Source organism: Pantoea sp. GL120224-02 (genome assembly GCF_900215395.1).
GTDB lineage: Bacteria > Pseudomonadota > Gammaproteobacteria > Enterobacterales > Enterobacteriaceae > Pantoea > Pantoea communis.
On the sequence record NZ_OBEC01000007.1, the window covers coordinates 1 to 12,612 of the forward strand.

General features: G+C 53.4%; 12 protein-coding genes and 5 tRNA genes. 11 read left to right on the forward strand and 6 right to left on the reverse strand.

Annotated features, from left to right (window positions below; translation table 11 throughout):
* On the reverse strand, positions 1-242 hold a 242-nt coding region (locus tag CRO33_RS14165), incomplete at its 3' end, for a transposase domain-containing protein (RefSeq protein ID WP_176505775.1).
* Between the two features lie 139 nt (positions 243-381).
* Positions 382-1,623: an Nramp family divalent metal transporter gene (locus CRO33_RS14170; RefSeq protein ID WP_034825925.1), complete on the reverse strand. Its 1,242-nt coding sequence runs from the start codon at positions 1,621-1,623 to the stop codon at positions 382-384.
* A 369-nt stretch (positions 1,624-1,992) separates the two neighbouring features.
* Between CRO33_RS14170 and CRO33_RS14175 the strand changes: the two genes are divergently transcribed.
* The 5 genes from CRO33_RS14175 (at position 1,993) to CRO33_RS14195 (ending at position 6,866) form a co-directional block, all read left to right on the forward strand.
* The gene (locus CRO33_RS14175) at positions 1,993-3,183 is read left to right on the forward strand and encodes a NupC/NupG family nucleoside CNT transporter (RefSeq protein ID WP_034825912.1); all 1,191 of its coding nucleotides are present in this window, start codon (positions 1,993-1,995) and stop codon (positions 3,181-3,183) included.
* A 192-nt stretch (positions 3,184-3,375) separates the two neighbouring features.
* Entirely contained in the window at positions 3,376-4,464 is a 1,089-nt protein-coding gene (locus tag CRO33_RS14180; RefSeq protein ID WP_097118549.1) for an LLM class flavin-dependent oxidoreductase, read from the forward strand.
* The gene (locus CRO33_RS14185) at positions 4,464-4,670 is read left to right on the forward strand and encodes a hypothetical protein (protein ID WP_255253274.1); all 207 of its coding nucleotides are present in this window, start codon (positions 4,464-4,466) and stop codon (positions 4,668-4,670) included. Before CRO33_RS14180 ends, CRO33_RS14185 begins: the two co-directional genes overlap by 1 nt.
* Complete coding sequence (locus tag CRO33_RS14190) at positions 4,667-5,257, forward strand: cysteine dioxygenase (protein WP_097118550.1); 591 nt, start codon at positions 4,667-4,669, stop codon at positions 5,255-5,257. Before CRO33_RS14185 ends, CRO33_RS14190 begins: the two co-directional genes overlap by 4 nt.
* Positions 5,250-6,866 (forward strand): rhodanese homology domain-containing protein, encoded by a 1,617-nt coding sequence (locus tag CRO33_RS14195; protein ID WP_097118551.1) that lies wholly within the window; start codon positions 5,250-5,252, stop codon positions 6,864-6,866. Before CRO33_RS14190 ends, CRO33_RS14195 begins: the two co-directional genes overlap by 8 nt.
* A 401-nt stretch (positions 6,867-7,267) precedes the next feature.
* Here CRO33_RS14195 and CRO33_RS14200 read toward each other — a convergent pair.
* Both CRO33_RS14200 and CRO33_RS14205 read right to left on the reverse strand, forming a co-directional pair.
* Positions 7,268-7,343 (reverse strand) — tRNA-Ala (locus tag CRO33_RS14200).
* A 40-nt stretch (positions 7,344-7,383) separates the two neighbouring features.
* Positions 7,384-7,459: transfer RNA gene (locus CRO33_RS14205), tRNA-Ala, on the reverse strand.
* A 344-nt stretch (positions 7,460-7,803) separates the two neighbouring features.
* On the opposite strand from CRO33_RS14205, the gene CRO33_RS14210 reads away from it, so the two are divergent.
* Positions 7,804-8,589, forward strand: a complete 786-nt coding sequence (locus tag CRO33_RS14210; protein ID WP_034825900.1) for a formate/nitrite transporter family protein — start codon at positions 7,804-7,806, stop codon at positions 8,587-8,589.
* 114 nt (positions 8,590-8,703) lie between these two features.
* On the forward strand, positions 8,704-9,057 hold the full coding sequence (locus CRO33_RS14215) for a YfeC-like transcriptional regulator (RefSeq protein ID WP_034825897.1): 354 nt from the start codon (positions 8,704-8,706) through the stop codon (positions 9,055-9,057).
* Positions 9,058-9,141: 84 nt separating this feature from the next.
* Here the strand turns inward: CRO33_RS14215 and gltX are convergent, their stop codons facing one another.
* Positions 9,142-10,563 (reverse strand): glutamate--tRNA ligase, encoded by a 1,422-nt coding sequence (gltX, locus tag CRO33_RS14220; protein ID WP_058959062.1) that lies wholly within the window; start codon positions 10,561-10,563, stop codon positions 9,142-9,144.
* A 273-nt stretch (positions 10,564-10,836) separates the two neighbouring features.
* On the opposite strand from gltX, the gene CRO33_RS14225 reads away from it, so the two are divergent.
* From CRO33_RS14225 to CRO33_RS14240, 4 genes are all read left to right on the forward strand, one after another.
* A tRNA-Val gene (locus CRO33_RS14225) sits at positions 10,837-10,912 on the forward strand.
* A gap of 46 nt (positions 10,913-10,958) precedes the next feature.
* Positions 10,959-11,034 (forward strand) — tRNA-Val (locus CRO33_RS14230).
* A 4-nt stretch (positions 11,035-11,038) separates the two neighbouring features.
* Positions 11,039-11,114, forward strand: a tRNA-Lys gene (locus CRO33_RS14235).
* A gap of 146 nt (positions 11,115-11,260) precedes the next feature.
* Positions 11,261-11,611 (forward strand): FlxA-like family protein, encoded by a 351-nt coding sequence (locus CRO33_RS14240; protein ID WP_058959063.1) that lies wholly within the window; start codon positions 11,261-11,263, stop codon positions 11,609-11,611.
* Here the strand turns inward: CRO33_RS14240 and CRO33_RS14245 are convergent.
* Entirely contained in the window at positions 11,608-12,528 is a 921-nt protein-coding gene (locus CRO33_RS14245) for a LysR family transcriptional regulator (protein WP_058959064.1), read from the reverse strand. The two genes, CRO33_RS14240 and CRO33_RS14245, sit on opposite strands and share 4 nt — an antisense overlap.
* Between the last annotated feature and the right edge of the window lie 84 nt (positions 12,529-12,612).

The window sequence follows — 12,612 nt, forward strand, 5'->3', positions numbered from 1 at the left end:
TTCCCCGGCAGAAGGATATCCAGGTGTGAGACGAGCTGGGTCATCGAATGGGAGCGAAAAAGTGCCATGCCGGTCACAGCCCAGACCATCATTTCCATCGATAACCGGCGCTTTCGTAACGTCACTGTGCCGGTATCAGCAAGACACTCATCAATGAGCTCAGGAGAAAGGAGATCAGAAAGCGTCGAGAATTCCTGAGGCGTAAAGTGATGAACGATATCGAGAGCCTGACTGAGAAGCATAAAAAAATCCGTAATCCCTGAGAGATTACGGATTTTTGCAGAACTGCCGGATCGTTCAACCGATCATTTTTGTCTTAACTGATCGGCATTAGGCCTGATAGCCGGGATTTTCTTTTTTTCGTCTTGACCAGCCGAAGCGTTACCAGCCGAGCGCCTCACCGACCAACAGATAGAGATTCAATGCCACCACCAGCACCACTATCAGGCGTCCGGCGTTTTGCATCAGGCGCGAATTGACCATCTCATCGCCCATCAACTCGCGGTTGCCGGTAAAGGCCAACAGCGGGATCAATGCCAGTGCGATACCGAAACTCAACAGTACCTGGCTCATCACCAGAATGCGCGTTGGATCCCATCCGGCCCAGATCACGATAAAGGAAGGCAGCATGGTGATGGTGCGACGTAGCCACAGCGGAATATGGAAGCGAATGAAGCCCTGCATCACGACTTGTCCCGCCAGTGTTCCCACCACGGTAGAAGACAAGCCTGCCGCCACCAGACTTAATCCAAACACAATGGCTGCTGCGCGGCCCAACAAAGGTTGCAGCGTCAAATACGCCTGGTCGAGATCCACAATGCTGGTGTGCCCGCTGAAGTGGAAAGCTGCCGCCGCAGTCGCCATCATCGCCAGATTGACAAAGCCGGCAATGGTCATGGCAATCGCCACATCGAGTTTAGTGGACGAGTAGCGATCCGCTTTGCTGCCAATGTTACCGTGTTGCGTCAGTGCCGAGTGCAGGTAAATCACATGCGGCATGATGGTGGCACCCAGCACACCGGCAGCGAGGAACACGGCGTCAGAGGTGGGCAGCGAAGGCAACGCCATACCGGTGACCAATTCACTCACTTTCGGCTGCGAGAAAAACAGCTCAACAATATAGGCAGCGGCGACAAACAACAGCAGGCCGCCAATCACCAACTCCAGCGGCTTCTGCCCCCGGCTTTGCAGCATCAAAATCAGGTAGGTGGCGACGCCGGTGAGCACGGCGCCTTGCAGTAACGAAATCCCCAGCAATAATTTAAAGCCGAGTGCCGCACCAATAAATTCGGCGAGGTCAGTGGCCATGGCGATGATTTCCGCCTGCACCCAATAGAACCACACTGCCGGGCGTGGAAAGCGATCGCGGATATGCTCGGCAAGGTTTTTACCGGTGGCGATGCCAAGTTTGGCTGACATCAGCTGAATCAGCATCGCCATCACATTGGCCCAGACCACCACCCACAGCAGTTTGTAGCCGTAGGCCGCACCCGCCTGAATATTGGTGGCAAAGTTACCGGGATCGATATAACCAATTGCCGCGATGAAGGCAGGGCCAAGCAGCGCGAGCTTGATTTTTCTGGCTCCGCGAGCGGCGCGCTCAGCGGTGCGACTTTCTGACATAGTGTGGACCCTGTCCTAACGCTTGTTGACCCATGCAGCTTAACGGGCGCTCAAGGCAAGTGAAATTTGATTATAGTTATCGTAATAATAGATGGTGCTATGAAGTATAGCCATTGCTATACCTTGCAGTAAAGCCAGTTCTTGCCAAAATGTTTGCAACAGGAATCACTCTACTCCCGGGTTATTTTATAGACAATGTTTTTATGGATATTTCTTGTGAAGGCTTTGTGAAGAGGTTGTGAGCGGTGAGACTATTCTTAGAAATTTGTCGATACCGAATACTTATAATGTGGTTTTGATCTCGTTTTTAAGTAACGCGTTACATAGAATACGCAACAAAATACAACCCTCCTCAAATTTGGAGCCGACATGTCCCATATTTTGCACTTTCTTTTGGCATTAGTGGTGGTAGCCGTACTGGCCTTGCTGGTCAGTCATGATCGTAAAAGCATCCGCATTCGTTACATCGTACAGCTTCTGGTGATCGAAGTTTTGCTGGCGTGGTTCTTCCTCAACTCTGAAGCGGGCCTCGGCTTCGTCAAAGGGTTCGCGGGTCTGTTTGACCATCTACTGAAGTATGCTGCCGAAGGGACTAACTTCGTATTCGGCAACATGAACGACAAAGGCCTGGCGTTCTTCTTCCTGAATGTTCTGTGCCCGATCGTGTTTATCTCGGCGCTAATCGGTATTTTGCAGCATTTCCGTATCCTGCCTTGGGTGATCCGCGGCATCGGTACCGTGCTGTCAAAAGTCAACGGTATGGGCAAACTGGAATCCTTCAACGCCGTAAGCTCTCTGATTTTGGGACAGTCAGAAAACTTTATCGCGTATAAGGATATCCTTGGCAAAATGTCACAGCGTCGCATGTACACCATGGCTGCTACGGCAATGTCGACAGTTTCCATGTCCATCGTCGGCGCTTATATGACTATGCTGCAGCCGAAATATGTGGTGGCCGCGCTGGTATTGAACATGTTCAGCACCTTCATTGTGTTGTCACTGATCAACCCTTACCGCGTCGATAGCGAAGAAGATCTGCAGTTGCAGGATCTGCACAAAGGTCAGAGCTTCTTCGAAATGCTGGGCGAATATATCCTTGCCGGTTTCAAAGTGGCGATCATCGTTGCCGCCATGTTGATTGGTTTTATCGCCCTGATTTCAGGTCTGAACGCGCTGTTTGATCTAATCTTCGGCATCAGCTTCCAGGGTGTGCTGGGTTACGTGTTCTACCCGTTTGCGTGGGTGATGGGCGTGCCGTCCAGTGAAGCGCTGCAGGTTGGCAGTATCATGGCAACCAAACTGGTTTCTAACGAATTCGTGGCGATGATGGATCTTCAGAAGATTGCTGGTCAGCTGTCACCGCACGCAGAAGGAATCCTGTCTGTGTTCCTCGTATCCTTCGCTAACTTCTCCTCTATCGGGATTGTGGCGGGTGCGATTAAGGGCTTGAACGAAGAACAGGGTAACGTGGTTTCTCGCTTCGGCCTTAAACTGCTGTACGGCTCAACCCTGGTGAGCGTGCTTTCTGCCGCTATCGCCGGTCTGGTTCTGGCCTTCTGATGTTCAGGGCGAGCTGCGGCTCGCCCTTCTCTTCTTAATTATGCCTTTCTGTTCTATCTTGCATTTCACCCCTTTTATCCCCGTCATTCGCCGCTTCCCCGCCTGACGCAAAACCTTTTCACAATATTGAATTTCCGTCCCGGTTGCCTGCGCCCGTAGCTTTTCTCCATAACGTCACATCTGGAGAATCGTATGAGCATTCAATTTCTTGGCATGATTGGCCACCGCCTGGCTTCCGAAATCATTCCCGCCAGCGGTCCGCTGTTCGATAAAGATTACATCGCGCGTTTCGCCCGCGCCCATGAAGAAGCGGGATTTGATCGCATTCTGGTGGGCTATTGGTCCGATCAACCCGACGGCTTTCTGGTGACCGCACATGCTGCGGCACACACCTCAACACTAAAATTCCTGCTGGCACACCGTCCGGGCTTTGTCGCACCGACACTGGCCGCACGCAAGCTGGCAACGTTGGATCAACTGACCGATGGTCGGCTGGCCGTGCATATCATCAGCGGCGGTAGCGATGTCGAGCAGCGTCGTGATGGTGACTTCCTGAATAAAGCCGAACGCTATGCGCGCAGCGATGAGTTTCTTGCCGTGCTAAAACAGAGTCTGGAATCCAGCCAGCCTTATGATCATAAGGGACATTTTTACCAGGCTGAGCAGGCGTTTTCCGCCATCAAACCTGCGCAGAAAAAGCTGCCGATATACTTTGGTGGATCGTCTCAGGAAGCGATTGATGTCGCTGCGCGCCATGCCGATGTCTTTGCCCTGTGGGGCGAACCGCTGAAAGGTGCGGAAGAGACAGTGCGCAATGTGCGAGCCGCTGCGGCTCAGCACGGGCGTGAGATTGATTTCAATATCTCGTTCCGTCCGATTATCGGGAAAACCGAGAAAGAGGCCTGGGAACGTGCCGAGCATATCCGTGAACTGGCCGAGAAGCAGTTGCAAGAGACCGGCTTCGCCTTTGGTAAACCCAAGCCGCAAAGTGTTGGCGCTCAGCGCCTGTTAGCTGCCGCCAATGAAGGCGATCGCCTGGACAAAGTGTTATGGACCGGCGTGGCTAAACTGGTGCAAGGCGGCTACAACTCCACAGCGCTGGTTGGCACCGCCGATCAGGTTTCCGATGCGCTGCTGGATTACTATCGCATGGGAATTCACAGTGTGCTGATTCGCGGCTTCGATCCGCTGAATGATGCGGTGGAATATGGCGAGGAGCTGATTCCGCTGACGCGTGAGAAAGTCGCGGCGCTAAACGCCGCTAACAAAAGGAGCGCCTGATGCGGCTGGCAGCTCTCTTTACCGGTGTTGCGCTGGCGATCTCCACGCTCCATCCGCTGTTCGCTGCTGATAAAGTCACACTGCGTCTGGGCGATGTTAAGGGGGATCGTTTTGCCGCGTTAAAATGGTCAGGCGAACTCAACAACCTGTCTTACGGACTGGAACTTACGGCTTTTGATCCCGCTTTGCCGGGAGATAAATCATGAGTGCCTATCAGCATCATCGTTTACGCGACTTTGTCGGTAACCTTGCCATCTTGCTCGACCAGAATCCCGATGAAGCCACTGTTTTGCAACAGGGCAGCGCCTGGCTGGGCGAGCTGATCCAACATGACGACTGGCTGGACGAGGCTTACTCTCAGCCGCATCCCGAACACTATCAACAATATCTGCTGTACGCCGATGCCCGGCAGCGCTTTTCAGTAGTGAGCTTCGTCTGGGGGCCTGGCCAGCAAACCCCGATTCACGACCATCGCGTATGGGGATTAATTGGCATGCTGCGCGGTGCGGAGATATCGCAATCCTGGCAGCCCGGGCCGAACGGCCTGCAGCCAGAAGGTGCGCCGATACGGCTTGATCCCGGCAACGTCGAAGCCGTCTCTCCCACCGTGGGGGATATTCATCGCGTGAGCAATGCCTATGACGATCGCGTGTCAATCAGCATCCACGTCTATGGCGCCAACATTGGCGCGGTCAAACGCGCGGTATATCGCGAAGACGGCAGTGAAAAACAGTTTATCTCCGGTTACAGCAACCGTTACTTACCGAACATTTGGGATCTATCACATGAGTAAACCCGTATTCCCTTTCCGCCAGGCTGCGGACATTCTTGAGGCTCTGCGTCAGCAGCAGGAAGTGGCGATTGTTGATGTGCGCGACGAAGCGCTGTTTGCCACCGGCCATCCGCTGTTTGCGGTGAATATCCCGCTCTCCAAACTGGAGCTGGAGCTATTGGACCGCATTCCACAATCCACAACATCCATCACTTTATATAATAACGGCGAGGGGCTGGCGCAGGCTGCAGCAGAACGTATTGCCGCGCTGGGCTATAGCAATGTGGCGCTGTTGAAAGAGGATTTAACGGGTTGGCAGGCAGCCGGCGGGGAGCTGTTTATTGATGTGAATTCACCGAGTAAAGCCTTTGGTGAACTGGTTGAACATCACAATCATACCCCTTCCCTGTCAGCCGATGAAGTGCACAGCTTAATCAACAGCGACGCCAACGTGGTGGTGCTGGATGCGCGCCGCTTTGATGAATACCAGACCATGAGCATTCCAGGCGCCACCAGCGTGCCGGGCGGTGAGCTGGTGTTGCGCGTGCGCGACATCGCGCCATCACCGGAAACCACGGTGATCGTGAACTGTGCGGGCCGCACGCGCAGCATCATCGGCACCCAGTCGCTGGTGAATGCCGGTATCCGTAATCCGGTGTTTGCGCTGCGCAACGGCACTATTGGCTGGACGCTGGCAGGCCACGATCTGGATAAAGGTCAGTCACGCCGTTACGGTGATGCCAGTGTAACCGCACAGCGACAGGCGGCGAGTCACGCACGAGGCATTGCCGATCGCGCTGGCGTAGAACGTATTCCACTGGCAACGCTTAAGCGCTGGCAGCAGGAACCGCGCACCACTTACCTGTTTGATGTGCGCGACGCTGACGAGTATGCGGCGGGTCATCTGCCCGGCAGTCGTCATGTGCCAGGCGGACAGCTGGTGCAGGAAACTGACCATTACGCCAGCGTGCGCGGTGCACGTATTGTACTGATTGATGACGATGGTGTACGCGCCAATATGACCGCCTCCTGGCTGGCGCAGCTTGGCTGGCAGGTGTCAGTGCTGGAAGAGTTGCAGGCCAGTGATTTCACTGCCACCGGTGCCTGGAAAGCGCAGGTTCCTGCGGTTGCACAGCCCGAGTTTATTTCTCCGCAGCAACTGGCGGAGTGGCTGGAGGAAGGTCAGACCCAGGTACTGGACTTCACCACGCGCGCCAATCACCTCAACAGTCATATTCCGGGAGCGGGCTGGCTGCTGCGTTCAACGCTGCAAAAAGAGGGCAAAGCCGCACTACCAGCGGCACGACGTTATGTGCTGACCTGTGGCAGCAGCCTGCTGGCCGGATATGCGGTTGAACAGGTGGCAGAACTCACCGGCAAGCCGGTGTTTGTACTGGAGGGCGGCAATGCAGCCTGGCGCGCAGCGCAGTTGCCCACCGAGCAGGGCGACCAGCAGTTGCTGTCTCCGGCGATTGATCGCTATCGCCGTCCGTATGAAGGCACCGATATCGCACCTGCTGTGATGCAGGCGTATCTGGATTGGGAATACGGTCTGGTGGCGCAGTTGGATCGCGATGGCACACACGGCTTCCGCGTGTTGCCTGCTCAAGAACAAGCCGCAACCGCTTAATTCTTAGCGCCATGAATTGCGTCGCGACCAGATTGTGCATAATTTCAGTGCACACTTAGCTCTGGCGGCACGATTTATGGCGCACTCAGATGCAGTGCTGAACGCTGAACGCTGAACGGATAAAATCATCTCAGCGCGTGAGAAGCTGCTGCGGTGCGATTCATTGCGCCCCTAATTAGCAGCTGGTGCTGAATGGGTGAGATCATCTCAGCGCACAGGAAGAAGCACGCGCGATTTACGGCGCAATTCGTCGAGATACTTGATATCAAAAGATGGGCGCATTTCAGAACGCTGGGAGTTGTCGTCACACGAATAATGACGCCATTCTGCATACGAAATGAGCAATTATGAATTCAGTCAGTGTTAGATTGTGATGCTATTGTTCAGGACGAACAGAGATTTGGTGGAGATAAGCGGGATCGAACCGCTGACCTCTTGCATGCCATGCAAGCGCTCTCCCAGCTGAGCTATACCCCCACATCTGGAAATCTTTTTCAGTGCATCGTTAAAAACGATTTGGTGGAGATAAGCGGGATCGAACCGCTGACCTCTTGCATGCCATGCAAGCGCTCTCCCAGCTGAGCTATACCCCCAGCACCGAAAAACAGCCGATTTAACTCGACGGACGGCATCATATGAAACCGCTCCCTGAGTGTCAACGCCAAATTCTCATTCTGTGTTCAATCGCTGAAAAAGGCGGCAACGCCCTACCGTAATGGCTTTTTTTTCAACGCAACTGTGCATTCCGTTAACGTATTTTCGCATTTAACACCCTGCAACCGAGGTTAAATCAGGGTTAAAGATGTTAGGAATAATCTTGTGTTCGTTACGGGTAAGTGTAAAACTTAGCGCGCTAATTAACCGGTCAACCTTCCAGGGTATATCACTCTTTGACCGGCCAGCATTTTCCCCTTGTTCAATAAAAGAAAAGTGAAATATGTCGCTGCATACACCGAAAGAGATCGCCCAACTGGCGATTCAAGCGGGCGTGGCTAAAAGCCGTTTGCCTGTTTCCACCTTATTGATCCTTGGTTTTATGGCCGGTGCCTTTATTGCCACTGGTTTTCTGTTGGATCTGCATGTTATCAACCAACTGCCTGCTGAATGGGGCTCTTTTGGCGGCTTCCTCGGCGCGGCGGTGTTCCCGGTTGGCCTGATTCTAACCGTTCTGGCCGGTGGTGAACTATTGACCGGCAACATGATGACCTTGCCGATCGCGTGGTTCGCCCGCCGCATTAGCGGTTTTAGCGTGCTGCGCAACTGGTTCTGGGTCACCATTGCCAACTTTATTGGCAGCATCGCGGTCGCCTGGTTCTTTGGCCACATGCTCGGCATGACCGAAGGCGATTATCTGAAAAAGACCGTGGCGATTGCACACGCGAAGGTGAATGCGGATTTCCTGCACGCCTTCATTTCCGGCATTGGTTGCAACTGGCTGGTGTGTCTGGCGGTGTGGTTAGCTTTCGCCAGTAAAGATATGGTCGGCAAAATCTTCGGCATGTGGTTCCCGGTGATGGCCTTCGTGGCGATTGGCTTCCAGCACGTGGTGGCGAACATGTTTATTGTGCCCGCCGCGATTTTTGCCGGACAAATGAGCTGGGCAGAATTTGCGCCAAACGTGATTGCCGTCTTCCTCGGCAACGGCGTGGGCGGTGCAATATTTGTTGGTCTCACCTATTTCCTTGCTTTCCGTCCTGCGCAAGCTGAAACCAGCGAAGCTTAATATCCGATTTATGCCTTTTGTCATGAGACAAGAGGCATTTTCCTGCCTGATTACTTTTCCCCGTTACGTTTTGTTGTAATATGTACAGCTAATGTATTTAACAGGGACAGCATCGTGAAAAAGGAATGGCTCACCCCCGAGGAGCTCGCGCTGGAAACGGGCTACAGTCGGCAAACGGTGAATAAATGGATCAAACGCGAAAACTGGACAACCACGCCCAAGCCAGGTGTACAGGGTGGTAAGGCGCGATTGATTCATATTGATGAGCGTGTAAAAAGCTTTGTTCAGTCCACCCGCCACGCGACCGAGCCGGCGGCCAATTACGGTGCTCAACAAAATACGTTACCTGCGTTATTAATAAATTCTGTCCAGCAAATGACAACCGCTGAGCAAGATCAACTGGCTGCTTTGTTGCTGCGCGAAGGGATAAGTGGCGTGCTGGAACGGCTAGGAATTAAAGAAGATTAAAAAAAGCCGGGCGCATCATGCACCCGGCTTTTTTAATGCCCGCGATAAGTGAAGCGGCAACGTTACAGGCTGCCGCTAACTCAATTAAGCCTGGGCTTCACGCTCAGCAATGAAGGCCAGCGCTTTTTCGATACGGGCTACGCTGCGGCTGCGACCAATCGCTTCGACCGTCACATCCAGTGCCGGAGACTGACCTGCACCGGTGACCGCTACGCGCAGTGGCATGCCCACTTTGCCCATACCCAACTCGAGCGCATCGGCTGCACCCTGAATCGCGTTGTGCACATTCTCCGCATTCCACTCGCTGTCGCTCAGCGCAGCCAGTTTGTCACGCACCACTTCCAGCGGCTGACGCGCAACAGGACGCAGATGTTTCTTCGCCGCGTCAGCATCAAAGGCTTCAAACTCTTCATAGAAGTAACGGCAGGAAGCCGCGATCTCGACCAGCGTTTTGCAACGCTCACCCAGTAGCGTCACCAGCTTCGCCAGTTCCGGACCGGTGCGGGTATCGATATTCTGTTGCTCGATGTGCCACTGCAGCTGCGTTGCCACGTACTCTGGCGGCAGCGTATTAATGTAGTGATGGTTCAGCCACTGCAGTTTTTCGGTGTTAAACGCACTGGCAGACTTGCTCACGGCATCCAGAGTAAACAGCTCGGCCATCTCTGCCACGCTAAAAATCTCCTGATCGCCATGTGACCAGCCCAGACGCACCAGATAGTTGAGCAGCGCTTCCGGCAGATAGCCGTCATCACGGTACTGCATCACACCGACTGCGCCATGACGTTTCGACAGCTTCTTACTGTCATCACCCAGGATCATTGAGACGTGCGCGTAAGTTGGCACTTCTGCACCAATCGCTTTAAGGATGTTGATCTGGCGTGGCGTGTTGTTGATGTGGTCTTCACCACGGATCACGTGAGTGATGCCCATATCCCAGTCATCCACCACCACACAGAAATTGTAGGTCGGTGAACCATCGGTACGACGGATGATCAGATCATCCAGCTCCTGGTTGCTGAATTCAATCGGGCCACGGATCTGGTCATCGAAAATCACCGAACCCTCTTGTGGGTTACGGAAACGCACCACGCAAGGCTCATCCGCCGCATGATGTTCATGGCTGTCACGGCAACGGCCGTCATAACGTGGCTTCTCGCCTTTCGCCATCTGCTCTTCACGCAGCGCTTCTAAACGCTCTTTAGAGCAATAGCATTTATAAGCCGTACCTGCTGCTACCATCTCATCGATGACCGCGTTGTAACGATCAAAGCGCTTCGTCTGATAGTACGGGCCTTCATCCCACTGCAGGTTGAGCCAGTTCATGCCATCCATGATGGCTTCGATGGCTTCCGGCGTTGAACGTTCCAGATCGGTATCTTCGATACGCAGAACGAATTCGCCCTTGTTATGGCGAGCATAAAGCCAGGAATAAAGAGCAGTACGGGCACCGCCCACGTGCAGGTAGCCCGTTGGGCTGGGTGCGAAGCGAGTTTTGATTTTCATTCAGCATTGCCTTAGATGCGCAGGTTTCTTTATCTGGATGACAAAAAAACGGGTTAACGCGAAAAAACAGTGCGCATATTCTAGCAGGTGGGACGCTTTCCTCAATGACTCTCGCGGCGGCATCACAGATTGAAGTGCGTTTTTCTGCTAATAAAACCAGCACATTGGCTAAAAGCGCGGCATGCTGCCTAAATTTAAAGCGAACGCACATTTATGTTTCAAAAAGCGTTGACTCACTTCGCTGGATCCCTATAATGCGACTCCACACAGCGGGGGTGATTAGCTCAGTTGGTAGAGCATCTCCTTTACACGGAGGGGGTCGGCGGTTCGAGCCCGTCATCACCCACCACTCTAAAAGTGGCTCGCAGTGTGCAAGAGTTTGAAGAGCAAGATATGGGCGATTAGCTCAGTTGGTAGAGCATCTCCTTTACACGGAGGGGGTCGGCGGTTCGAGCCCGTCATCGCCCACCACTTCGGGTCGTTAGCTCAGTTGGTAGAGCAGTTGACTTTTAATCAATTGGTCGCAGGTTCGAATCCTGCACGACCCACCAATGTAGAAAGGCGCCCTAAAGGCGCCTTTTTGCTATCTGCTATTTTCCACCCTCACAAAACCTTTACAAACACTTAACGCTTTGTGTGCTCAAGCCGTTTTATCCCCTTGCCGATAACGATAATGGTCTATTGCAAGGAGAAAACCATGTCTACTATCTCAAGTGTTAGCAGTGTCAGTACCGCAAGCAGCGGTAGCGGTTCAACGTCAGAAATTGCCAGCCTGAATAAACAGATTCAAAGCATCACCAAAGAAATTAAAGATTTATCCAGTGATGACTCCCTGACAGATGAGCAAAAATCTGAACAGGAACAGATGTTGCAATCGCAGATTCAGATGATTGAAGCGCAGATTGCACAAATCGAGCAGCAGGCAGCAGAAAAAGCACAACAGAAACAAGAAGCACAGCAGCCCACAACGGAAAGTGCCACCAGCGCCCAGAAAGCCGATGGCATTAACCGTCCGACCGAGACCAATCAGATCAACGTTTACGTCTAAAACGCCGGTTTGAGAGCACGTTGTTGCGCCAGCAGGCCTGCTTGTTGGCGCACTTCCTGCCAGATCGCTTCCGCAGCGGGTGTCAGAGAGCGATTTTTGCGTTTAATCAGCATCAGATTTCGATGGATTTCCGGATAGAGACGTCGCACCGTCAGTTTCCGCCCCGCCGGCAGCGGTAACGCCAGCGCAGGCAAAATGCTGATGCCAATACCGGCTTCCACCATCGGAAACAGCGTGGCGGGATGGCCAATTTCCTGCACCACCTGCACCTGAATCGATAACTGCTGCAGCGCCGCATCCACCAGAAGACGACTTCCTGAAGCATAATCCTGCAAAACCAGGTTGCGCCCCGCCAGCATCGTCCATTCCGCTCGCTCGACCTGGGCCAAAACATCATCCGCATGGCACAACAATAAGAAAGGCTCCTGCAAAATCGCTTCGTAATCCAGATCGGCATCCCCTAGCGGCCCGATGACAATGCCAAAATCCACCTCCGCATTGCGCACGCTTTGCAGCACTGACTGCTGAGCGCGATCGTGCAGGATGACGCGGATATCCGGATAACGTTGCTGGCTACTCGCCAGACACTGCGGCATTAGATTTGCCGAAGGTGTCTGGCTGGCGGCAACACGTACGGTGCCACTGCGCTGCTCGCCGTAACTGCGCACATCCAGCAGCGTGGTATTTAACTCCTCCAGCAAACGTTCCAGCCGCGATGCCAGTTGGTGCCCCGCTTCCGTCAGCATCACTTCACGTGTGGTGCGGTCCAGCAAACGCACGCCCATTTCCGCTTCCAGCTCTTTGATACTGTGGCTGACCGCCGACTGGCTGAGCCCAATCGCCTGCCCTGCCTGGCTAAAACTGCCCTGCTGCGCCACAGCCACAAAGGTACGTAACTGACGTAAGGTGTAATTCATCGATATCGCTCATAGATTGATGCAATAAATCAATTTTATTTCTAAACCTAGCTGGCGCACAATCAGCACCATCTTTTTTATTTT